24 protein-coding genes are annotated in these 26344 nt (G+C 52.5%); 16 read left to right on the top strand and 8 right to left on the bottom strand.

Going from position 1 to position 26344, the window contains the following annotated elements:
- Window positions 1–58 precede the first annotated feature (58 nt).
- From NST37_RS09900 to NST37_RS09875, 6 genes are all read left to right on the top strand, one after another.
- A complete protein-coding gene (locus NST37_RS09900; RefSeq protein WP_003387449.1) occupies window positions 59–868 on the top strand; it encodes an ATP-binding protein in 810 nt (269 codons plus the stop codon).
- Window positions 865–1527, top strand: a complete 663-nt coding sequence (locus NST37_RS09895) for a response regulator transcription factor (protein ID WP_003387450.1) — start codon at window positions 865–867, stop codon at window positions 1525–1527. Before NST37_RS09900 ends, NST37_RS09895 begins: the two co-directional genes overlap by 4 nt.
- Window positions 1528–1826: 299 nt before the next feature.
- Window positions 1827–2717, top strand: a complete 891-nt coding sequence (locus tag NST37_RS09890; RefSeq protein ID WP_269745626.1) for a zinc ABC transporter substrate-binding protein — start codon at window positions 1827–1829, stop codon at window positions 2715–2717.
- Between the two features lie 27 nt (window positions 2718–2744).
- Window positions 2745–3536, top strand: coding sequence for a metal ABC transporter ATP-binding protein (locus NST37_RS09885; protein WP_003387453.1), 792 nt, complete (start codon window positions 2745–2747; stop codon window positions 3534–3536).
- Window positions 3533–4888 carry a metal ABC transporter permease gene (locus tag NST37_RS09880; RefSeq protein WP_024985133.1) on the top strand — a complete coding sequence of 452 codons (1356 nt, stop codon included), beginning with the start codon at window positions 3533–3535 and terminating at the stop codon, window positions 4886–4888. The genes NST37_RS09885 and NST37_RS09880 overlap by 4 nt, the downstream gene beginning before the upstream one ends.
- Window positions 4885–5766 (top strand): metal ABC transporter permease, encoded by an 882-nt coding sequence (locus tag NST37_RS09875; RefSeq protein WP_003387455.1) that lies wholly within the window; start codon window positions 4885–4887, stop codon window positions 5764–5766. The genes NST37_RS09880 and NST37_RS09875 overlap by 4 nt, the downstream gene beginning before the upstream one ends.
- Before the next feature lie 211 nt (window positions 5767–5977).
- Here NST37_RS09875 and NST37_RS09870 read toward each other — a convergent pair whose 3' ends face one another.
- On the bottom strand, window positions 5978–7078 hold the full coding sequence (locus tag NST37_RS09870; protein ID WP_003387456.1) for a TIGR03943 family protein: 1101 nt from the start codon (window positions 7076–7078) through the stop codon (window positions 5978–5980).
- An 11-nt stretch (window positions 7079–7089) separates the two neighbouring features.
- Window positions 7090–8094: a permease gene (locus tag NST37_RS09865; protein ID WP_003387457.1), complete on the bottom strand. Its 1005-nt coding sequence runs from the start codon at window positions 8092–8094 to the stop codon at window positions 7090–7092.
- A 220-nt stretch (window positions 8095–8314) separates the two neighbouring features.
- Between NST37_RS09865 and NST37_RS09860 the strand changes: the two genes are divergently transcribed.
- The 4 genes from NST37_RS09860 (at window position 8315) to NST37_RS09845 (ending at window position 12658) form a co-directional block, all read left to right on the top strand.
- A complete protein-coding gene (locus tag NST37_RS09860; protein ID WP_051994747.1) occupies window positions 8315–8650 on the top strand; it encodes a metalloregulator ArsR/SmtB family transcription factor in 336 nt (111 codons plus the stop codon).
- A gap of 225 nt (window positions 8651–8875) precedes the next feature.
- Window positions 8876–10252: a hypothetical protein gene (locus NST37_RS09855; RefSeq protein ID WP_172920639.1), complete on the top strand. Its 1377-nt coding sequence runs from the start codon at window positions 8876–8878 to the stop codon at window positions 10250–10252.
- Between the two features lie 164 nt (window positions 10253–10416).
- Window positions 10417–11466 (top strand): NAD(P)-binding domain-containing protein, encoded by a 1050-nt coding sequence (locus NST37_RS09850; RefSeq protein ID WP_031931738.1) that lies wholly within the window; start codon window positions 10417–10419, stop codon window positions 11464–11466.
- Window positions 11467–11500: 34 nt separating this feature from the next.
- Window positions 11501–12658 carry a cation diffusion facilitator family transporter gene (locus NST37_RS09845; protein WP_024985128.1) on the top strand — a complete coding sequence of 386 codons (1158 nt, stop codon included), beginning with the start codon at window positions 11501–11503 and terminating at the stop codon, window positions 12656–12658.
- A gap of 160 nt (window positions 12659–12818) precedes the next feature.
- Here the strand turns inward: NST37_RS09845 and NST37_RS09840 are convergent.
- Together NST37_RS09840 and acsA are read right to left on the bottom strand one after the other, a co-directional pair.
- A protein-coding gene (locus NST37_RS09840; RefSeq protein WP_122958896.1) for an IS1182 family transposase occupies window positions 12819–14149 on the bottom strand; the annotation gives its coding sequence in 2 pieces (ribosomal slippage) (window positions 12819–13609 and window positions 13609–14149; 1332 coding nt in all).
- Window positions 14150–14353: 204 nt separating this feature from the next.
- The gene (gene acsA, locus NST37_RS09835) at window positions 14354–16069 is read right to left on the bottom strand and encodes an acetate--CoA ligase (RefSeq protein WP_003387464.1); all 1716 of its coding nucleotides are present in this window, start codon (window positions 16067–16069) and stop codon (window positions 14354–14356) included.
- A gap of 163 nt (window positions 16070–16232) precedes the next feature.
- On the opposite strand from acsA, the gene NST37_RS09830 reads away from it, so the two are divergent.
- The 6 genes from NST37_RS09830 (at window position 16233) to NST37_RS09805 (ending at window position 22530) form a co-directional block, all read left to right on the top strand.
- Window positions 16233–17183 (top strand): metallophosphoesterase, encoded by a 951-nt coding sequence (locus NST37_RS09830; protein ID WP_003387465.1) that lies wholly within the window; start codon window positions 16233–16235, stop codon window positions 17181–17183.
- Between the two features lie 40 nt (window positions 17184–17223).
- Window positions 17224–18222, top strand: a complete 999-nt coding sequence (locus tag NST37_RS09825; RefSeq protein WP_031931736.1) for a helix-turn-helix domain-containing protein — start codon at window positions 17224–17226, stop codon at window positions 18220–18222.
- A gap of 106 nt (window positions 18223–18328) precedes the next feature.
- Window positions 18329–19444 (top strand): sn-glycerol-3-phosphate ABC transporter ATP-binding protein UgpC, encoded by a 1116-nt coding sequence (gene ugpC, locus NST37_RS09820; RefSeq protein WP_227277896.1) that lies wholly within the window; start codon window positions 18329–18331, stop codon window positions 19442–19444.
- A gap of 112 nt (window positions 19445–19556) precedes the next feature.
- Window positions 19557–20330: a Cof-type HAD-IIB family hydrolase gene (locus NST37_RS09815; protein WP_031931735.1), complete on the top strand. Its 774-nt coding sequence runs from the start codon at window positions 19557–19559 to the stop codon at window positions 20328–20330.
- A 145-nt stretch (window positions 20331–20475) separates the two neighbouring features.
- Entirely contained in the window at window positions 20476–21873 is a 1398-nt protein-coding gene (locus NST37_RS09810) for a S8 family peptidase (RefSeq protein WP_003387469.1), read from the top strand.
- Between the two features lie 63 nt (window positions 21874–21936).
- A complete protein-coding gene (locus NST37_RS09805; RefSeq protein WP_024985125.1) occupies window positions 21937–22530 on the top strand; it encodes an NAD(P)H-dependent oxidoreductase in 594 nt (197 codons plus the stop codon).
- Window positions 22531–22588: 58 nt separating this feature from the next.
- On the opposite strand, the gene NST37_RS09800 is transcribed toward NST37_RS09805, so the two are convergent.
- From NST37_RS09800 to NST37_RS09785, 4 genes are all read right to left on the bottom strand, one after another.
- Window positions 22589–23089: a DUF3907 family protein gene (locus NST37_RS09800; protein WP_024985124.1), complete on the bottom strand. Its 501-nt coding sequence runs from the start codon at window positions 23087–23089 to the stop codon at window positions 22589–22591.
- Between the two features lie 95 nt (window positions 23090–23184).
- Window positions 23185–24360 (bottom strand): ABC transporter permease, encoded by a 1176-nt coding sequence (locus NST37_RS09795; RefSeq protein ID WP_003387472.1) that lies wholly within the window; start codon window positions 24358–24360, stop codon window positions 23185–23187.
- Window positions 24353–25543, bottom strand: coding sequence for an HlyD family efflux transporter periplasmic adaptor subunit (locus tag NST37_RS09790; RefSeq protein ID WP_024985123.1), 1191 nt, complete (start codon window positions 25541–25543; stop codon window positions 24353–24355). Before NST37_RS09790 ends, NST37_RS09795 begins: the two co-directional genes overlap by 8 nt.
- Before the next feature lie 77 nt (window positions 25544–25620).
- The gene (locus NST37_RS09785; RefSeq protein ID WP_003387475.1) at window positions 25621–26199 is read right to left on the bottom strand and encodes a TetR/AcrR family transcriptional regulator; all 579 of its coding nucleotides are present in this window, start codon (window positions 26197–26199) and stop codon (window positions 25621–25623) included.
- Between the last annotated feature and the right edge of the window lie 145 nt (window positions 26200–26344).

The raw sequence follows: 26344 nt of genomic DNA, 5'->3' as shown, positions 1-26344 counted from the left end.
CCCGTCTCCTCCGGTATACTGGGAATGTACCATCTGGTCAAAGGAAAGGGATGTAACTATGACGTACCGTGTCTTATACTGGTTGACTGTACTGCTCCCGCCAATCGTCATCGGCGGTTTTGAATTTGTACGCCACGACTTTTTGCTGCCTTATTTATCCATGGAAACAGGCAATGTCTACATCACAATATTGACTCTGCTGCTCTCCTTTCTCTTCGCTACCTGGATGTTCCGCAAGATTGACCGGATGAATGCCCGGATCGTGGAGGAACAAGCTCGCCGCGCCGTCTACGAAGAGCGGGAACGGCTGGCCAGAGAGCTGCATGACGGTATTGCCCAATCACTGTTCTTCCTCAACGTCAAGCTGAAGCAGGGCCAATTGGAGGACGCCCGCGCTGCAGTCTCCGCGATTGACAATGACGTACGCCACGCCATTTTCAACCTGCGCTCTCTCCCCGAAGAAGGCAGCAGCCTGACCCAGCGGCTGGAAAACTGGCTGGCACAGTGGAGCGCCCTCTCCGGCGTTGATGTCACTCACCAGATCGAAGTGCCTGACGGCTTCTTTTCCCCTGCCGAAGAAGTTCAGCTATTTGGCATTGTCCAAGAGACCTTTGCCAATATTCAAAAGCATGCAGGGGCCAGACACGCTTGGCTGACATTAAAAGCGTTACGTGCAGACAATTGGTGTCTGTCTGTCGAAGACGACGGCATCGGAATCAGCCTGGACGAGCATGAAGCGAAAAAATACGGCCTTAAAATGGTTCGGGAACGAGCCAAGCAGCTGGGCTCCACTATCGAAATTACACAGAGAACGGAGGGCGGCACTTCCATCCGCCTGGTGTTCGATCGAGGAGGTAACAAAGCGTGAATGCGTACCGCGTTCTGATTGCAGATGATCACCATATGGCGAGGCTGGCTATCCGCAGTCTCCTGGAGCAAGACCCTTCCTTTTACGTCATCGGTGAAGCGACCAATGGCGAAGAAGCCTATCAAATGTGCGGAGCACTGCAGCCGGACCTGGTGCTGATGGATATCAACATGCCGCGTTGGACTGGTCTGGAGGCAACGCGAGAGGTAAAAAAGGCATACCCGCATATAAAAGTTGTCATTCTCAGCATCTCTGATGATGTGGGAGATCTGATCACAGCCATACAATTTGGGGCCCAAGGCTATCTTTTGAAAAACCTGGAGCCGGACGACTGGATTACCTATTTGCACGCCCTTCTCGGTGAAGACAGCGAGCTCTCAAGAGAAATGGCCGCGCGCTTGTTTACCCGCTTCCGGCAGGAAGAAAGCATGAATGAGCCTGTCCCCGACGTGTTGACTCCGCGCGAACGCGAAATCGTGATGTACGTCGGCGCAGGCAAAACAAACCGGGAAATCAGCGACGCCCTGATCATCGCAGAAAATACCGTAAAAAATCACATCAAGAACATTCTTGAAAAGCTGCAACTGGTCAATCGCGTCCAGCTCGCAGCCTACGCCGTAAGGCATCATCTGATGCTCAGGCAAAGCGACGAGCGTTAGCTGCCCAGCCAGGTGAAAGCGATAGGGCCAGCGGGCACGCTCTGCTGTCCCTTGCGTGTGTATTATGGTTACAGCAACAGCACGTGTATTCCAGGATCAAAAAACTTGTACAAGCGAAACATTTTTGTCCTGAGAAAATAGTGTTGCGCTGTGCCATTTTTTTGTGTTAAAGTTGCACGAGGGAAACATTTATGTCTAAGGATAAAATATTTGAGGAGGGACAACCTTTGAGTGCTAAGACTACATATCAAAGAGTGCTGAAAGGAACGTTTTACTCTGTCTTGACAGCTGCTTTTCTATTGACCGGCTGCGGGACAAAGGAGGAGCCGGCAACAAAGCCGGCTGCTGGTGAGACTGTCTGGAAAGTCACGGCAACGACAGGCATGGTCGCCGATATTGTAAAAGAAGTGGGCGGCGAACATGTCGAGGTGACACAATTGATGGGCGCCGGGGTCGATCCTCACCTGTACAAAGCGTCCGAAGGAGATATCAAGCGGATTGACCAGGCCGATATCATCTTCTACTCCGGGCTGCATCTCGAGGGGAAAATGGTCGAAATCTTCGAGAAAATGAGTGCGAAGAAGCCGGTAAAAGCGGTTACCGCCAGTTTGACAAGGGAGCATCTGCTGGCTGACCCTGCTGCTCCTGAAAGCCCCGACCCGCACGTCTGGTTTGACGTCTCGCTATGGATGAAGGCTGTCGAGCAGGTACGGGACGATCTCGCCGCGTTTGACGCTGCTCACGCATCGAGCTATCAGGCCAACGCGGAGCGATATTTGCAAGAGTTGAAAGAACTTGATGATTACGCACGGGAGCAGCTCGGCTCGATCCCGAAAGAACAGCGCGTTTTGGTCACGGCGCACGACGCTTTCCAATACTTCGGTCGCGGCTATGACGTAGAGGTGATGGGGCTGCAAGGAATCAGCACCGCTTCCGAGTATGGCCTGAAGGATGTGCAGACGCTTGTAGATACGCTGGTTGAACGCAAAATCAAAGCCGTCTTTGTGGAATCGTCCGTTCCCAAGCGCTCTATCGAAGCAGTAGTGCAAGGTGCAGCTGCGAAAAATCACACTGTAGCCATTGGCGGCGAGCTGTTTTCGGACGCCATGGGAGAGCCCGGCACACCGGAGGGCAACTACATCGGGATGGTTCGCCACAACGTCGATACGATTGTGAACGCTTTAAAATAAACTAACTTTTCTAAAGGAGGAAGACAGATGAGCAGCCAGACTGGAGCTGTACCTCTGCTGGTACGCGATATGACCGTCGCCTATCAGAAAAAGCCGGTACTGCGTAATGTAAATCTTTCGGTCCCGGAAGGAAAACTGATCGGCATCATCGGACCAAATGGAGCGGGAAAGTCTACGTTTATCAAAGCGGTTCAAGGCTTGATTCCGACCGCTTCGGGCACTGCGGAGGTGTATGGAAAGCCGTTTTCCCAGCAGCGCAGATCGGTGGGCTACGTCCCCCAACGCGAGTCGGTAGACTGGGATTTTCCTACAGACGCTCTCGACGTAGTCTTGATGGGAAGATACGGACGATTGGGGTGGTTCCGGCGTCCCGGCAAAGCTGACCGGCAGTTTGCCCTGGATTGCCTGAAAAAAGTGGGAATGGCGGATTATGCCGACCGCCAGATCAGCCAATTGTCCGGCGGCCAGCAGCAGCGGGTTTTCCTCGCCCGCGCTCTTGCCCAGGAAGCCCAGCTCTACTTCATGGACGAACCGTTCGCAGGCGTTGATGCTGCCACCGAGAGGGCTATCATTCAGCTTCTGAACGATCTGAAAAAACAGCAAAAAACCGTTCTGGTCGTCCATCACGACCTCCAGACGGTCGATGAGTACTTTGACTGGGTCATCCTGTTGAACAGACGCGTGATCGCCGCAGGTCCCGTCAAAGAGATCTTCACGGCTGAAAACCTGCAAAAAACGTATGGCGGCCGCTTGCAAGTGCTGGGGACCCAGGTTCTCCTCACCAACGACAAAACGTCCGGGGAGGCGGATGCAACATGAATCTCCTTCTCGCCCTTCAAGACCCCAATACGCAATGGGTTTTGATGGGATGCATCCTGCTCGGCACAAGCAGCGGGATTCTCGGCTGCTTTGCCTTTCTGCGGGGGCGTTCGCTCGTCGGTGACGCCCTTGCACATGCTGCGTTACCCGGTGTATGCATGATCTTTCTTTTGACTGGCTCCAAATCGATCGGACTGTTTCTCATCGGAGCCGGAGTAGCCGGTTTGTTGGCCAGCTACAGCATTACGGCCATCTCCCGCTACAGCCGGATCAAGGAGGATACTTCACTGGCCATCGTCCTGTCCGTTTTTTTCGGCATCGGCATCGTGCTTTTGACGTTCATCCAGCACAGCGCCAGCGGAAATCAGAGCGGTCTTGACAAATTTTTGTTCGGGCAAGCTGCTTCGTTGGTGAAAAGCGATGTGGTGACGATCATGATCGTGGCCAGTGTACTGATCGGGCTGACGGCGATCCTCTTCAAGGAGTTCACCCTGCTTTCCTTTGACCCGGGATTTGGCCGCGGCCTTGGCTATCCGATGGGCCTCTTGGACGGATTGCTCATGCTGATGCTGCTGATGTCAGTCGTGATCGGCTTGCAGGCAGTCGGAGTCGTCCTCGTCGCCGCCATGTTGATCGCCCCTGCCGTGACCGCTCGATACTGGACGGATAAGCTGAGCAGAATGGTCGTGTTGTCGGGAGTATTCGGTGCGCTTAGCGGCGTGCTTGGTACATTGATCAGCACCCAGCAGGAAAACCTGCCTACCGGCCCGACTATCGTCCTTTCCGCAACCTGCTTTTTTGTCCTTTCGATCCTGTTCTCTCCCCGCAGAGGGGTGCTGGCGCGTCTTTTCCGTTTTTTCAAGCTGCGGCGCAAGGTTCTGATCGAGGATGTTCAGCAGGCCTTGTACGAGTGTTTGGAGGAGCAAGCAGGCAGCTCTCGTCCGGGAGGTGTCTACCTCGGAATCGGTTCGGCCGAGCTCGCTTTGAAAAGCGGAAAAAGCTTGTCCCAGGTGAAAAGCGCTTTGGCAGAGATGGTTCGGCAAAAAATCGTGGCCGAACGTGCCAAGGCGGATGGAAGTTCAACCTGGACGTTTACACCGGATGGGTTGAAAAACTCCTATCTGCTTGTGCTGAACCAAAGGCTGTGGGACCTGTACCACATGAACCAAAATGAGTATCATCACGTTCACATTGATCAATCTCAGGAAGAGCTGGCACCGCAGTTGACTGAAGAAATGCTGGAGAAGATGCTGGCCCAGCTCGAAGCGTATGATTTGACGCCGAAGCTGACGGAAGGCACACAGGCCATAAGCCGCTTGTACGCCCGCGAGCAGGGAGGATTGTCACTATGAATACGTTCTGGATCATTTTGACCGGGGCATTGGTCGCTGCTTCATGCGGTTTTCTGGGCTGCTTTCTGATCCTTCGCAGAATGGCGATGCTCGGGGATGCGATCAGCCACTCGATCCTTCCCGGCATTGTGATTGCCTTTTTGCTGAGCGGGAGCCGCGATATTTTGCCGATGCTGATCGGTGCTGCTGTCGTCGGCCTGTTGACCGTCTTTATCGTGCAGCTTCTCAGTCAAAACGGCGTGAAAGCGGACGCTGCCATTGGCGTAACGTTTACCGCTCTGTTTTCTGTAGGCGTCGTGCTAGTCTCCTTGTACACCGCGCAGGTCGATCTCGATCTGGACTGCGTCCTGTACGGAGAAATCGCTTATGTCCCGTGGGATACATGGCAGTGGGGCGGAATCGACATGGGCCCGCGTGCCGCTTGGGGAATTGGCGGTGTGTTTCTGCTCAGCCTGCTGCTTGTCGGCCTTTTCTTCAAGCAGTTCAAGCTGTGCAGCTTTGATCCCGCCCTTGCTGCCGCGATCGGCATTCCCGTCGTATTTTTCCACTACCTGCTGATGACACTGGTCTCCTTTACAACCGTGGCAGCGTTTGAGAGCGTAGGGGCCATCCTGGTAGTGGCGATGCTGGTCGTGCCCAGCGCGACGGCATACCTATTGACGGAAAAGCTGCACGTCATGCTTTTTATCAGTATGGGGGTTGGCGTTCTCTGCTCGGTATTTGGCTATCTGCTCGCCTCCTGGATGGACAGCTCGATCGCCGGATCGATGACAGCCGTCTCCGGTCTTTTGTTTTTGCTGGCGTTCCTCTTCTCGCCGCGCCACGGGATGGTTATCCGGATGCTGGCCCGCCGCAGGATGCGCTTGGGCACCAATTGATCCGGGAATTGAGTCGTTGTCGTTCCCATGACTTTTCTCATTCAGTTCCCCGAAACGCTGACCTGTTTTCGGAAGAGCCTATGTTTTTTGGTGTAACCACTTCTTGAGTTACCCAAAGTCTAGGGCCATAAAAATAGCTGACGGCAGATACCGTCAGCTTCTTTTTTCTTTTCGGCAAAAGCTCCCCGCTTCGGTGCGTTAACTAGTCTGATCAAGGCGAGGGAGCCGTTTCAAAATTGTAATAGACATACGGGTCCTTCGGCGCCTCTACCTTTTCTACCTTCGATGCCTTCAACACGAGCATGTCGTACTCGTTTACTTTTCTCAACTCCAGCTTTCCCCGAACCTGCACCCAGCTGTCCGTTTTCCACTTGCTGGCCTCCGGCACTTCGACCAGAATGCCAAAGACTGTCGCATCTGCCGTGCAGCAAGAAACAGAGAACCGGGCGACGACGAATTGCTCCGGTGAAAATCCTGCCTCCCGGTACACAAAGCCCATTGTTTGCACTTCTTTGCCGGCAAATTCCTTGGAGAACAAATCCATCGTCGTCAAGCCGTCGAGAAACAGCTTGTCATCCAGCAGAATTACCGGTTGTTTGTACATCTTGACTGCCAAATCGGTATAAAAACCGCCAAATTGTTCAGGGTTGAACAAGGCGCGTAGTTCCTCGTCTGTTGCGGTTGTATTGCCAGAAGCGTGACCTGTGTCCGTATTTTTCGACTCGATGCTGTTTGTTCCGGATGAATTCGAGTCAATCGGGACGACTTCCACCTCCTGCCTAGAGCTGGATGCATCCCCAGCTTCTCCTGTAATTGCAGCGGCATTCGCTTTCTGGCCTGTTCCGGACGACTCCGGCAACCGACCGCTTCCGCTCTCCCCTCCTGCACCTTCCTCTGATAAAGGCGCAGCAACGGTGACTTTCTTTACCCAATGGCTTTCCCCTGTCAAGAGCGTAACACCCCGCTTTTCCGCCAAAGAGCTGCCGAGAATCTTGTCCGGCATCACAAACCCCATCAAGAGCGGCAAAGCAAACAAGGAGTACACAACAATCGAAATCCAGCGGTTGCGAGGGAGCTTGTGGGCGTCCTCGCAGTCACACTCATAGGCTGTAGGTCCAATGACAGCCTGGCGGATACTGGCAATCGTAAGCAGGCAAAAAACCCCGAGCGTGACATAGCTCAGCATATGCAGGCGCGGAGCCAGATACTGACTGAGGCTTCCCGACCAGATCAGCTCCGCGAGCAGCACCGTAAATCCGGCCAACAGAAAGCTGCGCACCCAATAATGACGTTTTACAGCATTCGCATCCATCTGTCTCCCCCCTACACTGGTATGAGCAATGTGACGGCAAGCACCAGCAGCGTCACAGTCAATAGCAGCTTGACGACAAAGCCGAATCGAAACGAGCCAAACAGCATCATTGTGCTTTTCAAGTCAAGCATCGGCCCGTAGACTAGAAAAGCCAACAGCGAGCTGGCATGAAACGTATTTGCGAAGGAAGCCGCGATAAAGGCATCCGCTTCCGAACAGAGCGAGAACACATACGCCATGCCCATCATGACCAAATGGGAAGTAAACGGTGTTTGTCCGATAGACAGCAACGTCTCCCGACTGATCCAGACTTGCAGTACTGAGCTGATCAGGGCGCCAAACAGCAAGTATTTGCCCATATCAAAAAATTCGTCGACCGCGTGGTTCAGCGTAGCACCGAGCTTGCCGCCGACCGCTTCCGCATGTGCCGTCTCATGGCGAATCTCTTGCTCCACACCGATCCGGAGCGGATTCTTTTTGACGGTCAAAAATATCAGCACACCGGTGATCACGGCGACGAGAAAAGCGGCCAAGACCCGGTAGTAGGCCAGATCAGGAAAGCGTTGAAAAGCAACCACCGTCGATGTAAATACGACCGGGTTGACGACAGGCCCTGCCAGCAGGAAGACAATGCCCACATGAACCGGCATCCCTTTTTGAATCAATCGCCGGACGACCGGAATGATCGCACACTCGCAGACGGGAAAAAGGATTCCCAAAAGGCCCGCAAAAGGAATCGCCGCAAGCGGATGCCGAGGCGTCCAGCGCCTTACCTGCTCTTCCGATACAAACGTCTGAATAAAGGCGGAAAAGAAAACTCCCAACAATACAAACGGGATGGCTTCCAGAAGAATGCTGAGAAAAAGTGTTTTTACATCAAGCAAGCTCGGGGATTGAAGAAAGCCAAGCAAGCCGGACTCGCCACTTCCACCTCTGCCCAGCAACAAGACGACAAACGTTCCCAACAAAAGAGCCCCCATGATTTCCAGAGACAGCCCCCGTATCTTTGCCAGCACAGCTCGTTCCTCCAATCCAGCTTCAAAATTGCTTGTCCTTACTCATTATATGCATTCTTTACAACAATTCCACCTATTGGGAAATGTAAAAAAGAGATTGCTTGCACGAATTGCATACCTGTACTTTTTTTCCAGCTCAATCCGTTTTATAATACCTAAACAGGGAGGTGATGACGTGCCATCTGATGATACGCTCGGAAAAGACGCCCACATATGCGAAATGCAAAGTGTCGATGAAGCCAAGGTAAACCGTTTGAAGCCGCGCATGCAGGAAACCGACGGCGTAGCGACCATCTTTAAAGCGCTTGCTGACGATACGAGAGCGAAAATAATATACGCCCTCGCCCTCGAAGGGGAGCTATGCGTCTGTGATGTAGCAAACGTGATAGAGGGTACGATCGCCAATACCTCTCACCATCTGCGCCTCTTGCGCAATATGGGGCTGGCTCGTTACCGGAAAGAGGGCAAGCTGGTCTACTACTCCCTCGATGATGATCATGTCCGCCATCTGATTCTCTCTGGCGTTGAGCATGCAGCCGAACGAAGACAAAACTGACCTGATATCCCGGAGCCCTTCCCCTTTCTCCCCCTGCTCCGGGCACTTCCATCATCCCGCCAACAACTTTCTTGTCATTCACGCCAGTCTTCTTCCACTTTTATGTTTTCAGATTACCGTGTACTGCATGGAAAGGAGGTGGTCGGCTTTTCCCACGATATAGATTCACCGTTTGACGTTGCTGACTGGTCTAGAGCAAACTCTTGACAAAAGGAGGCGTCATCTATGAATCAACCGGATATCGGGAATATGGATCTGTGCATTAAAGACGTGATGGAGGCAGCCTTGGACAACAACCGAGGACCTGAAGACCCTACGGACTTTCAACAACTGTATACTCGATTAGTCGCCGCACGGGAAAAGCTCCCGCCACTCTATCAGGATCGCGTCTACCAGCCCTTCATCAAGGCACTGGACGAGCTTTCCGAAAAAGGCTTTGCCGAGCTGCTTCGCCGCGATCCCAACCGGGAGCAGGCTGCCGGTTTGCTGCTCGACATCGCACAGGCCATTCTCCAAAACGGAGAAGGCTATGAAGACCGCGCTACCGATGCCTTCCAGGAAGTGGTCAGCGACTTGTATGACGGCTTTCTAAGTGCATCCGACCGAAATGGAATCAAGCCTCCCGACCTCAGTGTGACAGCTCCGCTGGTCAAGTGGGGACGGCCTGAATACGGTCCTTATACGTGGACCATTGCGGCCGCCTCTCACTTTGGCCTTGAAACAGGCATTGTCAATCTCCCGCCCTCTCATGCCAAACGGGGCCTGCTCGGATGGTCTGCGCTGAGCCACGAAACCGCGGGGCATGACATTCTTCACGCAGACACAGGCCTATTGAAAGAACTGGCGCAAAAAATTCGCGAGCAATTGTTGAAGCAAAATTTCACCTTGGGATTGGCCAATTATTGGTCGCAACGAGTGGATGAGACCGCTTCCGATGTACTGGGAATCCTCAACATGGGACCCGCAGCCGGTATCGGCCTGATCGGCTATTTCCGGGGGCTGAACGGTGCATGGAACGGGACGCCGACCTTGCGAAACACGGGGCCTGAGTACGATTCCCATCCTGCCGATATTTTGCGCGGCTATCTTGCTGCCGAAACCGTTCGCCTGCTTCAATTTGACCAGGCGGAAGCGTGGGCAGAGGCGATTTCCGCCGAGACCGACAAGGATTTGACTACCATCCAGCTCGGAAGGCAGACAGTCGATGCCAAAACTGCCCGGAAATCTGCTGCTGTCGTCGCTCAAGCGATAACAGAATCACGTCTCAATAGCCTCGAACAGCATTCACTCGGACAAATCCAGAACTGGCATAACGAAGATGAGCGCATCGCAAGCCAAATCCGGGCACATATCCACTCAGAGTCAAAGCTGCATGAATGCTACGTTTCAGGGATGTATGCCGCGCATGTCGTGGCGGCTTCCGTCACTGCTTCTCTGGAGAAAAACGCAAACATCGAAGCGATTTCTGCCGGCATGCTCGCCTTGCTCAAGGAGATGCACGATGCCAACCCTGCATGGGGACCACTCTACGTCAAGCATCGAGGCGACCTTACGCGTCATCGCGCCTATCGGTTCCCCGCTGCTCAATCAGTCGCTGGATAAGCTTTTGCTGGGCCGCTGAAACCTGGCGGCCATTTTTTTATTCTCATCATTCAAATATATGCTTGATTATTGTTTTGTTTTTGGTATACTTTTCCTAACAGCATGCGGTACTTCATCTGGAACCTTTAAAATGGGAGCTTTCCCCTAAGAAACGAGGTTTTTGCATGAAAACATACGAGGTTATCGTCGTAGGAGCCGGCCAAGCCGGTTTGGCGATGGGATACTACTTGGTCAAAAAAGGAATATCCTGCCTCCTGATAGACAAACATAAGCGGATTGGGGATGTATGGAGAGAGCGTTATGATTCGTTGGTGCTGTTCACCCCGCGCAAACAAAGCGATCTTCCCGGACTTCCTTTTCCCGGCGAACGGAGCGGCCTTCCTGCAAAGGATGAGGTTGCCGACTATCTGGAGCGGTATGCTGCGCATCATTCTCTCCCGATTCAGCTCGATACGGAAGTACAGACCCTAATCCCAACCGGCTCGGGTTATCGCGTGGAAACCTCGGACGGCACTTATAGCGCCCGACAGATCGTCATTGCAACCGGGCCCTTTCAGGTTCCGAACATTCCGCTGATGCATACGCAGGCAGCCGATGATATTGTGCAGCTCCATACAGCTCACTATAAAAACGAAACGCAGCTTCAAGACGGGCCGGTGCTCGTCGTCGGCTCCGGCAATTCCGGTGCGCAAATCGCCGCAGAGCTTGCTTCCCATCGAACCGTTTACCTCTCCATGGGGCAAAAGAGGATGTTTCTTCCCCGTTCCCTGTTCGGGAAGCCCATGTTCTGGTACTTTCAGGCTACAGGCCTGTTGACGGCACCGATAACCTCAAGCTTGGGAAAATGGCTACAATCAAAACCAGACCCGATCTTTGGCTACAGGCGTGAACTGCGCAAATGGGAAAAGGCCGGAACTCTCCAGCTAAAGGAACGCACCGTCGCTTTGTCGGGACGAACCGCAGTTTTTGCAGACGGCAGCCGCACTGACATAGCCAATGTGATATGGAGTACAGGCTTTTATTCCCGCTACGATTGGATAAAAGTTCCGGGAGTTCTCGATCCCAAGGGTCAACCCCTGCATACTCGTGGAGTTTCTCCCGCAAAAGGCATTTATTTTCTGGGGCTGCCCTGGCAGTATCGCCGCTCTTCTGCCTTGCTCGGGGGAGTTGGCTTGGACGCGGCGTACTTGATCGAGCGGATTTGCAATTACTAATTTCATGCTCTCATTGACAGAGGAGGCGTATCTTATGGGTTTCCATCACCACCACGGCGATTCCCACGACCACTCGCACCATCACCATGGAAAGGGCGCAAGCAAACGCGCTCTCGGAATTGCCCTGTCCATCATCACCGTCTTTCTTGTCGTCGAGGTAATCGGCGGATTCATGACCAACAGCCTTGCCCTCCTGTCAGATGCCGGTCACATGCTAAGTGACGCAATGGCTCTGTTGTTAAGCCTGCTTGCATTCATCATGGCTTCCCGCCCGCCTTCTGCCGAAAGAACGTACGGTCTGCACCGATTTGAAATCCTCGCTGCTCTAGTCAACGGGGTGACACTGGTCGTCATCTCGCTTGTCATCCTGTGGGAGGCCTACCAGCGGCTGTGGGATCCGCCTGAGGTGGCCAGCGGCACCATGGTTGCGATCGCCGCCATCGGCCTTTTCGCCAATATCGCCGCTGCGTTCGTACTGATGCGGGGCGACTATAAAAATAACGTCAACGTTCGCAGTGCCTTCTTGCATGTGCTCGGCGACCTGCTCGGTTCTGTCGGGGCCATTATCGGCGGCCTTTTGATGATGTGGTTTGACTGGTATTTGGCCGACCCGCTGATCAGCATCATCGTAGCTGTCCTGATCATGTTCAGCGCCTGGCGCGTCACAAAAGAATCGGTCAACATTTTAATGGAGGCAGTCCCATCACGGATTGACACGAGAAAAATAAAAGAACGCTTGGAGCAAATAAGCGGCGTTCAAGAGGTCCATGATCTTCACGTCTGGACAGTCACGTCAGGCTTTGATTCGCTCACCTGCCACTTGACCGTTCACGACAGCTTGCCAAGCTACCCGATCTTGAATGAAGCCATCCGCATTTTGCACGATGAATTTGGCATTCCGCATACGACGATCCAGGTGGAAAACTCCTCGATCAGACACGCAGAGCTGGCTTGCGAAAATCACGGCGACAACCACCAGAAAAAGCAGCCATGGGCAAATGTTCACGGGCATGATCATGGGGGCAATCACGGGCACAAGCACGATCACAGACATGATCGCGAACACAACCACGAACACGGCTACAATCACGGACATGTTCACAGCCACGCACCCTCCGATCATGATGACCACGGCTCTGCTCCTGGTCACAGCCGTAGTCATCATCACGATAATCCAAAAGCTACTTCCTGAGTCCTTCTTTCCACGGATCGCAAAAAACTGGAAAGCAAAAAACTCCTGACGCGATTGTCAGGAGTCAGGCTGTCGAGAAACCCCACAATATGTTGGAGTTTCTTCTTTCATAACAATAAAATTGAGCACGAAGTGCTGGAAGTCTTAGATAGCACCACACCTAACATGCCTTTGCAAGGTGGAGTGCTATCTTTTTTATATTTTGAACGGTTGCTGTCAGCAACGCTTGCTCTTGGACATTTTCACGTCCGCGCAACCTACAATAGCGAAGTCCATGCAGTTCTTTGGCATCTGCAAAACTTCGCTCTATCGTTTGGTATCTCAACCTGTATAGGTATTTTCCTGACTTACTTAAGCGGTTCTGTCGAACCCATTCTTTACTCTCTTCCCATACATGCCTGGTTATCACCTTTTGGTGATTTTTTGACCGTGTACACATAGTGAGCATCGGACATGCCTTACATATTTCTTTATTTGACTTATACATTCTGTATCCGTTACGGTCAGTTGTCGAATAAGCAAGCTCATGTTTTTGGGGGCAAATATAGACATTCTTTTCGGGATCATATTTAAACCGCCATTTGGCGATAAGGCCTTTAACAGGTGAAAAAGCTCGATGGCCAATGACGGCAAAGATATTTAGATCGTGCAGAGCCTTGCAGATTGGAGTAGTTAAATAGCCAGCATCCAATGCAACGGCTTCAATGGTATCTGTAAACCCAAACTTCTCAATTTGGTGTTGTAGCCGATCTACATAAGGAACAGAATCATGAACGTTACCCGCAGTCACGTGTACATCAGTTATGATATTGTACTTATGATCGACTGTCCGATGATCGAGATAGAAAAAGCCTTCAGGCTTTCCGTCACGAACCATGTAACCACTGTCCGGATCAGTAGTACTCACCTTGATTTCCTTTTCTTCCTTCACATCCTCTCTAGGCTTCAATCCTTTTTTCCGTGTGCTTCACGGTCTTCATTAATGGCTGCTTCTAAATCACTAAGGTAGGCTCGACTAGATTTTTCAATAACATGCTTCTTAAATTTACGTTTGTTCGCATTTGCTTTCAGATGAGTGGAATCACTTATCAAAACACGTCCGCCAACCATGCGATGTTGGATAGCAAGGCGAACGATTTCATCAAAAATCTCTTGGAAAACATTTGTGTTTTTAAAACGAGTTCGACGATTCCAACTGATGGTAGTGTGGTCTGGAACTCGATCTGTTAGTGAAAGGCCAAGAAACCAGCGGTAAGCGATATTCGTCTGAATTTCCTTTTCGAGTTGTCTTTCTGACCGGATACCGTAAAGGTATCCAATGAAAATCATTTTAAATAAAACCACCGGATCAATGGCTGGTCTACCGTTATCTTCACAATAGTATTGGCGTACTTTTTCTCGGATGAAAGAGAAGTCTACATGCTTTTGAATAACTCGTAGCAAATGGTCCTCCGGGACCAACTCATCAAGGCATACAAATTCATATTGCATTTGTTGCTTTTTTTCATTAGAGGAAAGCACAATAATCACCCGCCAGTAAATGTAATTACAAGAATATTATAACACATTAACGCGGTGTCGTCATAAAATACAGGGGAATAAAAATGGCTGTCGACTTTCTCGACAGCCTGACTCCTGACGCGATTGTCAGGAGTTTTTTCGTATTGTCGGGCGATGCAGGCAAGCTTGCGCTTCTTAATCTTCCAGCGTGGACAGATCGCCGGTTGGAAGTCCAAGCTCCCAAGCCTTCAGCACTCGGCGCATGATTTTGCCGGAGCGGGTTTTCGGCAGTTTGTCGCGGAACTCGATTTCTCTCGGGGCCGCATGCGCAGCCAGCCCTTCTTTTACAAACTTGCGGATTTCTTCCATCAATTCCTCGCTTGGCTCGTAGCCGGCCCGCAGCGAAATGAACGCTTTAATAATTTCCCCACGCACCGGATCGGGCTTGCCGATCACGCCTGCTTCAGCAACCGCCGGATGCTCCACCAGCTTGCTCTCTACTTCAAACGGACCGACCCGTTCGCCGGAGGTGTTGATTACATCGTCTACCCGGCCCTGGAACCAGAAATAGCCATCCTCGTCTTTGTAAGCAGAGTCGCCGGATACATACCAGCCCGGAAAGCGGAAATACTCCTCATACTTGGCCGGGTTTTTCCAGATTTGCCGCATCATTGACGGCCAGCCGGCGCGGACGGCCAGATTCCCCATGCGATTGGGCGGCAGTTCATTTCCGTGATCATCGAGAATCGCCGCGTAGATGCCCGGGAACGGCTTGCCCATCGAACCAGGCTTGATCGGCATGCAGCGGTAGTTGGAGATGATTTGTCCGCCTGTCTCGGTCATCCACCAGTTGTCGTGAATCCGTCTCTGGAAGACCCGCATTCCCCAATGAACGACTTCCGGATTGAGCGGCTCGCCGACGCTCAGGACGTGCCGCAGGGACGACAGGTCAAACTGCTTGACGAGCTCATCGCCCGCACCCATCATCATGCGGAAAGCTGTAGGCGCACTGTACCAAATCGACACCTTGTACTGCTCGATTGTCTTGTACCAAGCCTCCGGCGTAAATCGTCCACCCCGCACGACGTTGGTGACGCCGTTCAGCCATGGGGAGAAAATGCCGTAAGCGGTTCCCGTTACCCAGCCTGGGTCCGCTGCACACCAGTAGATGTCTCCCTCCTGAAAATCGAGAATCCATTTTCCTGTCTGCAGATGCTGAATCATCGCGTTGTGTACATGCAGGACCCCTTTCGGCTTCCCTGTAGAACCGGAGGTGTAGTGCAGAATCATGCCGTCTTCCCGGTCGACCCATTCGATCTCCAGGTCGGAGGAAGCTTCGCTCATCGCTTTTTCAAAGCTGATCAGCCCTTCACCCAGCGAGTCATCCGCCCCTACTACGATCACGTGCTTCAGATGTGGCAGGTCTTTTACAGGAATGCGAGGCAGCAAGGCTGGAGTCGTGACGATGGCGACTGCTTCACTGTCCTCCAAGCGGTCACGGACGGCAGCCTCCATAAAAGCTTCAAAGAGCGGCCCGACGATAGCGCCGAGCTTCAAAATGCCAAAAAAGCTTACATACAATTCCGGGGAACGCGGCATAAAGACGAATACGCGGTCTCCCTTTTTAATCCCCAGATTGCGCAGCACATTCCCGAATTTGTTGGACAACTCGCTCAACTGGGCAAACGTATAGCTTTCATTTCTCGTTGCGTCGCTGAACAACAGAGCTGTTTTATCCCTACGTTCTGTCAAAAGATGTCGATCAAGTGCTTCGTAAGCCATGTTTACCTTTCCCGTTTCGTACCAGGTAAACTGCTTTTCCACTTCGGACCAATCAAAGTTGGCATATGCTTCCTCATAATTCGTCAGGTTGCTTTGTCCTTCCGTAGTTGGAATCATTTCCACTTTCATACCTCTCACTCTCCTTGTGTGGCTGAAGGATCTTTTTCTTTCAACTTTCATAATATTTCTTCACTTCTTGACAAATTCCTCCTACCAAAAACCTACTTCCCCTATCGAATCTTTTATCCGGTATAATAGACGTACAAATCATAATGCGGAGGTGAGATCCGGGATGACCTGGATTTTCTTTTTTTTGCTGATTGCTGTCCTCTTTGCCCGTGCCTACCGCAATACGTTTAAAGTAAACACCACATTTGTCGATATTGCACTGAAACAGTCGGAACGAGTGCCAAACGCAGAACGGCATTTGCCGCTTTCCATTTTGCACCTTTCGGATTTGCATATGGAAAACCTTTCGATCAAAGCGGAGCAGATCGCCCGTGACTATGCTGCTCGCAACGTCGACTTGATCGCGATCACAGGGGACCTGCTCGATCGCGAGAAAAATATCCCCAAAGCCGTCCGCTACGTGGAAACCGTCATGTCGCTTCAGCCCCGTCTCGGCACTTACGTTGTTCTGGGCAACCACGACTATGTCCTCTCCTCTCCAAAACTGGCCCAGCTAATAGCGGAGCTGAGACGGATCGGCTGCAAGGTCCTGATCAACGAGCACGTAACGGTAAATGCGTATGGCCAACCGCTGCACATTATCGGAGTTGACGACTACGCTACCCGCCACAGTGATCTGAAAAAGGCGTTCAACGGCGTTCCCGAAGAGGGACTGCGACTTGTATTGACGCATGACCCCAACCTCGTCCTGGAAATGAAGGACTATCCGTACGACTATTTGCTCGCAGGCCATTTTCATGGCGGGCAGATTCACTGGCCCAAGCCATACCATTTGGCAAAGATGGGGAAACTGCCAAAGCTCAACATGGTGAAAGGCTTGCATCAGTTCGACGGCCGTCCCTTCTACATCAGCGAGGGCGTGGGACAGACCGGGTTGAACATTCGCCTGCGCTCGCGTCCCGAGATCGCTTTGCACACCCTCGCGCCTGCATCGTATTTCGCCCTGGCTCAGTCTCACGAAGTGAATTCTGAGACGGTGCATGCGGCAGAGGACATCCAAGCTGTAAAGAAGGTACCTGCAGCAGAAGCTGCTCCCACCCTGGCTCTCGATTAAGGTATAATGAGGCCAACGGATAAAAAGACGGGGTGCGGAGATGAACGATTGGAAATACGAAGTCGATAAAATCCGGCAGGCGACAAACCTGCCTATTTCCTATTTGTGCGGTACCGTAGAACAGATCAGGGCGGAGTCGCTGCGACTGGAAGAGGAAGGCTGGGAGATCGTCGCCCAAGCAAGCTCGAGCGGCCAATGCAGCATCGTGATGATTCCGAGCACAGCGTGGGAAGGCGTTCCGCGAGCGCTCCTCTCCCTCATGTTTTCGGAGAAGCTGCAGGCCGCCTCGGACCAGTCACAGCTTGCGAACTGGTTACACGAGATCGCTTTGGGAGCGCCTACTCCCCCTCCTGCCGGGTTGGCAAAACAACTGCATTGGCAAGAGCCGCGGGTTCCTTTTTTGCTGGAGCAGTGCCGGGAAGGCTTTTCATGGCATTCCCTTGCTCCGATCCTGCCGGATTTTTTCAAGGGGGCTTCCCTCTCCCAGTTTCCCCTGCCTTTCCCCTACCTGTTGCTGGCAGTCCCTTTGTCTGCTCTTGGCTCAAAGCTCGACGAGGAAACGGGCTTGGAGTGGGCATCCGGCTTGCATGACCTGTTCTCGACGGAATGCATGGAAAATGTGCGGGTTATCGTCGGCGAGCCAGTCGGGCAGCCGCCACAGCTGGGGGACGCTCTGACGCGGGCTTTAACCCTGTCCAGTGCCTTGCGTAAATTCCGGCCAAAAACAATGGTTGCCAGCGTACGCCAATTTCCGCTGGAGCGCTGGGTGATGATGCTTGGCCCGGAGACAACGGAGTCTCTGCAAAAGGCCATCGAAGAGATGATCCCTCTGCCTCAGTTGAATGCGGAGCAGGTTGAGACGCTGGAAACGTTTTTTGCCAGGCACCTGAATGTCAGCGAGACAGCCCGGCAGCTTTTTCTCCACCGAAATACGCTGCTGTACCGGTTGGACAAGCTTACCGAACAGACCGGACTGGACCCGCGGCAGTTCACCGAAGCCGTTCTGCTGCAGCTTCTTCTGCTCTTTCGTCAAAAATAACCAAACAATTCGTGCAATTTGACCATAGAGCACCTCTTTCTGTTGCTGGTACGATATGGATACCATACGTATCAGACAGCATGTATATTCCGGGGAGGTGCCGTTCGTGGCTAAAGTTAGCTTGCAGCACATTTACAAAAAATTCGGAAACAATGTCATTGCTGTTAATGATTTTCATCTTGAAATCGAAGACAGGGAATTCCTTGTTCTCGTCGGACCATCCGGCTGCGGGAAATCTACAACTCTGCGGATGATTGCGGGCCTGGAGGAGATATCGGAGGGCGACCTGTACATCGGGGACCGGCGTGTCAATGATGTCGCACCAAAAGACCGGGACATCGCCATGGTCTTTCAAAGCTACGCCCTCTACCCTCATATGAACGTGTACGAAAACATGGCCTTTGGTTTGAAGCTGCGCAAATTTTCCAAAGCGGAAATTGACAAACGGATACAGGAAGCCGCTCGGATCCTCGACATTTCCCACCTTTTGGACCGCAAGCCGAAAGCGCTTTCCGGCGGGCAGCGCCAGCGTGTCGCACTGGGACGCGCGATCGTCCGCGAGCCGCAGGTGTTTTTGATGGACGAGCCGTTGTCCAACCTTGACGCTAAGCTGCGGGTGCAGATGCGCACGGAAATCCTGAAGCTGCACCAACGGCTCAATACGACCATTATTTACGTTACCCATGACCAGACTGAAGCGATGACCATGGGCGACCGGATCGTCGTGATGAAGGATGGCCTGATCCAGCAAGTGGCTACCCCCACAGACATATACAACTACCCTGTCAATCAATTTGTCGCCAGCTTTATCGGGTCGCCTGCGATGAATTTTATCAAAGGACGCATTACTGAAAAGGAGGGCCGCCTCGTTTTCGACGCCCCCCACATCCACGTCAGCTTCCCTGAGGACAAAGCCAAGCTTTTGAAAGAGCGCGGCTATGTCAACAAAGAGGTCACCTTTGGCATCCGTCCGGAGGATATATACAGCGACAATCAATTTATTGAAACCAATCCGTTTGACAGTTCCATCGAGGCTGTCATTGATGTAGTGGAAAATATGGGATCGGAGCTGTATGTTTACTTTACCAACGTGGGCGAAACCCAGATGGTTGCCCGCGTCGATGCCCGCGAAGGCTTTAAACCGCGCATGTCTGTCAAGCTGGGCATGGATTTGTCCAAGTGCCACGTATTTGACAGCGAGACAGAATTGGCGGTATTCTAGGTTTGAGTGGCAAAAGGAATGTCCCCGCCGGCATTCCTTTTCTTTATTATGTCCGCAAATGGAAGCAGACAACGAGATTGCGCATGCTGCGTATTGGAGAGGAAGAGAGAGAATGCCATACAAAATCGTCTTTTTTGACATTGACGGCACTTTGCTGAACACAGCGCACACCATTCCCCCGGATACAAAAGCCGCTATCCGCAGGTTGAAAGCGAACGGTGTGCGCGTCGCGATCGCAACCGGACGAGCCCCTTACCACCTGGCCCCGATCGCAGATGAATTGGATATCGACACCTTTGTCAGTTTCAACGGCTCCTATGTCGTTGTCGAGGGAAAACGTATTCACCATACGCCGATGAGCACGGCTACCCTGGAAGCTCTGGAAGCACATGCAGAATCGAATCAGCACCCGATGGTTTTTTTGGGAGCTGACACTTGCTATGCAAACAAGGCTGACCACCCGGACGTCATCGATTCTTTTCATTATTTAAAGCTGTCTCCCCCTGGCTACCATGAGCGATACTGGGAGCAGACGCCGATCTATCAAGCATTTTTGTACTGCAAGGAAACGGAAGCAAAAGAATATCTGGAGCGAGCTCATCCGGTCACATTCATCCGTTGGCATCCGAATGTTCTCGATGTCTTGCCGCCCAACGGCTCCAAGGCTAGAGGCATTGAAGCAGTGCTGCGCCATTACGGTCTGGCACCTGAGGATGCGGTTGCCTTTGGCGATGGATTGAATGACAAGGAAATGCTTTCCTTTGTAGGGATGGGCGTCGCGATGGGGAATGCCCATGAAGATGTAAAGCCGTTGGCAAATCTGGTCACACGGCATGTGGATGCAGACGGCATTTTCCACGGTCTTCGCCAGCTAAAGCTGATCTGATCCCGGTCAGTTGGACGAGCTTGCCCGCTGGATCGTTTTTGCAAACAAAAAGAGGACTTTCTATAAACTGTCAGCTTTTTTTCTTCATAATCACTCCTTCCGTGCACACGCTATATCTATAAAAGCATGGAGGGAGTGAGTTTTTTTGCGAGCCTTGCCCCCGATTTTCGTAGCCCTCGCGTTGGTCGGCCTGGCGGTCATCCCACTGACCTGGCACCAGAATCAGGAAATGCGCGAGCCTCACCCCCGCCTTACCTCGGTCAACACCAGCATCCCGAGGATCAACTATATCGAACAAGTGCGAGACGTCCGTCGAGACTTGGAGAAGAGCGCCCATATCAAAACCTTGCACCACAATGAACAGGATAAGAGTCACTATGTCGAACACGAAGTTGTCGTGCGGTTCCACCCTCGCCCCGATCAGAAAACGATCGACAAGCTGCTCGCCTCCTTGGATGGAAAAGTGAAACGCGATTACGGCCAAGCCATGATTATCAAATCTCGCTCGCTTTCGACCAAAGACTTGATGAAGAAGCTGGCCGAACATCCCGACTCCGTCTATGCGGAGCCCAACTATCTGCTGCTGCCAAACCGCGTTCCAAACGATACCTACTACCGGGAATACCAGTGGAATCTGCCGATGATCGGGATGGAGGACAGCTGGAATATCACCAGGGGCAGCAACAAGGTGGTTGTCGCCATCGTTGACACGGGAATTGATATGACGCACCCCGAGTTTCAGGACAAGCTGGTAGAAGGCTACAATGTGCTGGAAGACAACAATACGCCTGAAGACGACAACGGCCACGGCACCCATGTGGCAGGAGTAATCGCCGCCCGGACAAACAATGCTGACGGGATTGCCGGGATGTCCTGGAACAGCAAGCTCATGCCGATCAAGGCAATCGGGGCGGACGGCTCCGGCTCCGCATTTGACATCGCCCAAGGCATATACTGGGCTACTGACCATGGAGCCGACGTGATTAATCTGAGTGTCGGCAACTACACCCCGTCTGCCGCGCTGCAGGAGGCTTGTCGATACGCTTTTGAACGAAATGTCGTCCTCGTCGCCGCATCCGGCAATGACGCCAGCGAACAGCCCAGTTACCCCGCTTCTTACAAGGAAGTCCTGTCTGTAGCGGCTGTTGACCACAATCGGGAACGGGCCGACTTTTCCAATTTTGGCGCTCAAGTCGATGTCGCTGCGCCCGGTGTAGACATTCCCAGTACCTATATCTATAGCGACTACGCTGTGCTTTCCGGCACCTCAATGGCGTGTCCGCACGTCACCGCGTTGGCCTCGCTCCTCCGCTCTGTCCGTCCGGGTATGAAAAACACCGAAGTGATGGAAGTCATTCGCTCTTCGGCGGACGACCTCGGGCCTCCGGGCAAAGACAAACTGTACGGATACGGTCTGATCAACGTCAATACCGCGATCAGAAGCTTGAAGCCCGCCGCTCAGGAAATGAGAGAAGAGAAGCCCGAAACCATCGGCGGCCTGCTCAACAAGTTTTTCCTGCGTCTGCGGCAAGGGTTTGAGTAAGAATAACAGCCTGGCCAAGAGAAAACTGGCGCACTGCACCTGACGACAACAGGAGGAATGGCATTGAAGGCGTACATCGTTTTTGCTCATGAGGGTCATACAAGCTTTTGCCACGAAATACTGGAGAGGACCAAGCAAACTCTGGACCGGGAAGGAATCTCCTATACTGTCCGCGATCTGTATCAACAAGATTTCCAGCCTGTTTTTCGCGGCGAAGACATGCACCGTGTGGAGGAAGGACATGTCAGTGCGGATATTGCAGAAGAACAGCAGCAAATTACAGACGCGGATCTGCTGGTCATGATCTTCCCTGTATGGTGGTGGTCTCCGCCAGCCATTATGAAGGGGTATTTTGACAGGGTGTTTACAAACGGCTTCGCCTTTCGCTATGAGGAAAAAGGGCCTGTCGGTCTGCTCAACGGCAAGCAAGCCCTTGTCATGACGACGACTCGCGAGTCTGAGCATGACATGCGGGCAAGCGGAATGGACGAGGTCATGAAAAAACAGATGGCGGACGGAACGCTCAGCATGATGGGATACAAGACACTGTACCACAACTTTGCGGCTGTTCCTTACGTAAGCGAGGCTGCTCGCCGTGCCATGCTGGACGAGGTGGAGCATCTTCTCAAAAATACCCTCCAGCCCGTGGAAGTGTAAGCAAAAAGACCCTTCAGCAGGTCGAATGTGAACCTGTCGGAAGGGTCTACTTTCTTTTTTATACTTTTTGCATCCGTTTTTTCGTAATGTAATCCGTCTCGTAATAATGCAGGTCATCACGCATTTGCTCAAAAACCTTGCAAAGCGAAATCGTCAGTTGCTTGAGCTCAGGGGTTACTTCTTTGCGGAAGATAATGGCATCATGGTCTGTGTACGAATAACGGCCATCCTCGTCGTATACTTCTCCTTTGGGGTAGTAGAAGTTGTTGATACAGGAATGATACACCTGGTACAGGACTTCTTCGGCATACTCTTCATTGAACCTCGCCCGGCGGAGAGCAACTCCCAGCCGCTCGTACGCGTTCTCACAGTACACCAGCAAATGGCGCAAGTCGGAAAGGTAGTTGCGGTAGTAAGCCTCGTACTCCTCCGGATCACCGGACTGATTGACCAGCCCCATCAAGGTGACTTGATTTAAAAAGCGCTCCAGATCCATGCTTACTCTTTTCAACTTCGTGTACGTCTCTTCGCACAATTGCTTCAGATGAGTCACTGACATAATGTCCCCCTCGCGTTGAAAGAATCTGCTTTTTTTTGATAAGTATACTGGATAGGTTCTTTGCAACACAAGGATTTCTTTTCTGCAAATCCTGCCTATGCGTTTGTCGTTTCAGGGGCGGCAGCTGCCGCTTTTTTGCTTTGGACTAGATAGGTCAGGTAGGCTGCAAACAAGCCCAGCAGCGTCATGAACAGAAGAACGGACACTTGATACGTAATGTGGGAAAGCCCGTGGCCTTTCGTCAAAACTTCCCGAACTCCATCGAGAAAATACGTCAGCGGCAGTGACTTTCCGATCGCCGCAATCACCGGCGGCATGGACATCAGCGGCCAGGTGTATCCTGAGAGCATGAAGGACGGTACTGCAATCATCATGGCTGCCTGCGTAGCTTGCAGCTGGTCCTTCGAGTAAAACGAGATCGCAAAACCGATGGCCAGCACGGCGAGGTTAAAAGCGGTGCCGATCAGCAGCAAATGTGCCGTACTGCCGTAATACGGGATGCCAAAGCCTTTCAGCAGGATCGCAAAGGTCAGCACGAGGTTGAAGGTCGCAACCAGAAAGTACGGCAGCAGCTTGCTGATTGCGATCGCCCAGAAGGAATTCTCAGCCAGCGTCTCCCTCCATGTCCCCGCTTCTTTTTGCTGGGTGACTGAGAGGGCAATCCCGAGGAACAGAACCTGCTGCATGACGGTTCCAGCCAAACCAAAAACCATGAACGACATATAGCTGAAGGTCGGATTGTACAGGACGCGATAGCGGTAGTCGATCCCGGTGTACAGCTTCATCCCTTCCTCGCCCCAGCCGCCATGCGCTTCCAGCTTTTTCAAGGTCACACCCGCAGAGACCGTCTTCGTGACTGTATTGGCAGCGCGGACAGCGGTATTGGAGATCATCATGTTGCTGCCGTCGATAACCGTAAGTACACTGGCGTCCCGTCCGGCTTTGACGTCCATCTCCAAGTGATCCGGAATGATCACAGCTACTGCCGCTTTGCCTTGGTCAATCAGGTCCATCGCTTGTGTTTCTGTGTTGACGATATGGGTGACGCGGAATGTCTGGTCGGCATCGAAAGCGCGCGACAGCTCCCTGCTCAGCTCTGTCTGATCGGCGTCGACCACGACCGTCGGAATTTCCGTCACTTTTTTCTCGCTGTACAAAAATCCGAACAAAGTCAGGTAAATCACCGGTACGGCAAACATTACCGTCACAATCGTCTTGTTTGTAAAAATGCGACGCCATTCTTCCCAAAACAGCCGGGACAGGTTACTCACGCTCACCAGCCCCTTCGAGCTTCCATTCTACGCTGAGGCCCGGCAGAATTTCTGGATCGTGAATTTCCATTTTGACCTGGAATGCGCGGATATCGCGATCGCCCAGCTCCTGTGTCGCTTTTTTCACCGCGAAATCGGCCGCAGGCGCTACATTGACTACACGCGCTTCGGTTTCACGATTCAATGAAGGCACGAACAGGTTGACCGTATCCCCGGCTTTGATTCCGGCAATCTCGTATTCATCCACGTAAAATTTCACGTAGTTGTCTTGCTTCGTCTGGATCGTCAAAACAGTGAAGCCTTGCGAAACCAGCTCACCCTTCTGCACAGCTACCGATTTGACGACGCCGTCGACAGGGGCAGTCAGCTTGGTGTTGTTCAGATACGCTTCTACCTCTTCCAAAGCTCCCTTCGCTTGCTGTACTCCCGCTTCAGCCGACTTTACGTCCAGTTCTTTAAGGCCGACCTGTCCGCGTGCAGCGACAGCTTGATCGTAGGCGGCCTGCGCCTGCTCCCACTGCGCCTTGGCTGCATCGAGCTGCTCCTTGCGCGAGCCGGACTGGGCCATTTTCAGCTGCTCCTCAACTGCCTTCTGCTCCGCAACCGCCTTTTCGTAATCCATCTGCGCTTCGTCGACCTTCACCTGCGGGACAGCCCCTTCTTCGAGAAGCTTTTTCATCCGTTGGAGCTGCGTCTCCGCAATTTGCTTGGCCGTTTGCGCCGCTTGCTGCTTGGCTTTCAGCTGGGACACTTCTTCTGAGCGGGCGCCGTTCTTGTTCGCTTCATACTGCGCCTTGGCAGCATTGACCACGGCCAAAGCCTGGTTTACCTGCGCGTTGCTGGAAGTATCCGTTATTCCGACGCCTTTCTTTGCCTGTTCCAGCTTTACCTGTGCCAGATGGTAGGCAGCTTGCGCCTGCTCGCGCTTTGCCAGCAGCTCTTCGTTGTTCAAGGTCGCGACCAGTTGTCCAGCCTTTACCTCGTCGCCTTCCTTGACCATGATATCTGCGATGGAGCCCCCCATTTTAAAGGAAAGATCCACGGATGTTCCTTCGACAACCCCGGCGACTTGCTTGGAGCGCTGACCAGCCACGCTACCTGCACCCGGTCCCATCAGGTATGCCCCCAGTACAGCAATGCAGACGACAAAACCGGTTACTCCTATCCACGCTCGTTTATTCATCGTTCATTCTCCTCTTTTCCATTCTCTCTTTGCATGTGTCGTGCTCGGCTGCATGATTCATCAGCCTTTTGATTGCTTTACCCTTTCATCAAGACTCCGGACAGCAACATATGAAGCGTCCTTCGGTCTGAATCCGTAATTCCCGTCTCTTTGCGGAACTGCTTCCGCAGCATCGTAAAACCAGCCATGCCGAACAGCGAGGAGACCATTGTACGGACCTCAATATCCGGTCTGACAAAGCCTTCCTGCTGCAGCTCGGCAACATAGGCCTCCATGGCCATGAAATAGCCGGACAGCAGCTTCCCGATCATTTCATCCCGCTGCTGGTCTCCGGTAAAGAAGCTCAACAAGAGAAGACAAAGCTCCCGATGCTCGGAAAAGAAGCGAAGATGCTCATCCAGAACGCACAGCACGCGTTGATCCATTGACAAATCCTCTCGCTGCATCACGCTGTCCACGGAATCGATCAGCATCTTCACGCCTTTTTCAATCACGTACAGAAACAGCTCTTCCTTCGTTGAAAAATGGTAGTACAGCGTCCCTTTCGCCACCGCAGCCACATCGGCAATCGCATCCATCGTCGTATCGCTGTATCCGTATTGAGCAAAGGCAGTCAACGCTGCTTCCACAATCTGATCTTTCTTCGAACGTGCCATCCCTCCTCAGCCTCCCGTTTGTTTTTTTGAACTGACTGGTCAGTACAAAAAGTAGTTTACGTCGTTTTCCTGATTTCGTCAATAGGTCCGATGAAAAAAGCTTCCATCGAAGCCCTCGTAAAATGCAGGCATAAAAAAAGACCGC

This window comes from Brevibacillus sp. FSL K6-6036, assembly GCF_037964015.1.
In the GTDB taxonomy this organism is placed as follows: Bacteria; Bacillota; Bacilli; order Brevibacillales; family Brevibacillaceae; genus Brevibacillus; species Brevibacillus borstelensis.
This window is presented reverse-complemented; position numbering and strand designations above follow the sequence as displayed.

What these genes read in the sequence shown, in the direction of transcription:
- NST37_RS09785 (WP_003387475.1), bottom strand. Translation starts at nt 26,199, where the DNA reads ATGGCACGTTCGAAGAAAGATCAGATTGTGGAAGCAGCGTTGACTGCC.
- NST37_RS09790 (WP_024985123.1), bottom strand. Translation starts at nt 25,543, where the DNA reads ATGAATAAACGAGCGTGGATAGGAGTAACCGGTTTTGTCGTCTGCATT.
- NST37_RS09855 (WP_172920639.1), top strand. Translation starts at nt 8,876, where the DNA reads ATGAATCAACCGGATATCGGGAATATGGATCTGTGCATTAAAGACGTG.
- NST37_RS09900 (WP_003387449.1), top strand. Translation starts at nt 59, where the DNA reads ATGACGTACCGTGTCTTATACTGGTTGACTGTACTGCTCCCGCCAATC.
- NST37_RS09830 (WP_003387465.1), top strand. Translation starts at nt 16,233, where the DNA reads ATGACCTGGATTTTCTTTTTTTTGCTGATTGCTGTCCTCTTTGCCCGT.
- NST37_RS09825 (WP_031931736.1), top strand. Translation starts at nt 17,224, where the DNA reads ATGAACGATTGGAAATACGAAGTCGATAAAATCCGGCAGGCGACAAAC.
- NST37_RS09850 (WP_031931738.1), top strand. Translation starts at nt 10,417, where the DNA reads ATGAAAACATACGAGGTTATCGTCGTAGGAGCCGGCCAAGCCGGTTTG.
- NST37_RS09870 (WP_003387456.1), bottom strand. Translation starts at nt 7,078, where the DNA reads ATGGATGCGAATGCTGTAAAACGTCATTATTGGGTGCGCAGCTTTCTG.
- NST37_RS09875 (WP_003387455.1), top strand. Translation starts at nt 4,885, where the DNA reads ATGAATACGTTCTGGATCATTTTGACCGGGGCATTGGTCGCTGCTTCA.
- NST37_RS09800 (WP_024985124.1), bottom strand. Translation starts at nt 23,089, where the DNA reads ATGTCAGTGACTCATCTGAAGCAATTGTGCGAAGAGACGTACACGAAG.
- NST37_RS09880 (WP_024985133.1), top strand. Translation starts at nt 3,533, where the DNA reads ATGAATCTCCTTCTCGCCCTTCAAGACCCCAATACGCAATGGGTTTTG.
- NST37_RS09815 (WP_031931735.1), top strand. Translation starts at nt 19,557, where the DNA reads ATGCCATACAAAATCGTCTTTTTTGACATTGACGGCACTTTGCTGAAC.
- NST37_RS09845 (WP_024985128.1), top strand. Translation starts at nt 11,501, where the DNA reads ATGGGTTTCCATCACCACCACGGCGATTCCCACGACCACTCGCACCAT.
- NST37_RS09885 (WP_003387453.1), top strand. Translation starts at nt 2,745, where the DNA reads ATGAGCAGCCAGACTGGAGCTGTACCTCTGCTGGTACGCGATATGACC.
- NST37_RS09860 (WP_051994747.1), top strand. Translation starts at nt 8,315, where the DNA reads ATGCAAAGTGTCGATGAAGCCAAGGTAAACCGTTTGAAGCCGCGCATG.
- acsA (WP_003387464.1), bottom strand. Translation starts at nt 16,069, where the DNA reads ATGAAAGTGGAAATGATTCCAACTACGGAAGGACAAAGCAACCTGACG.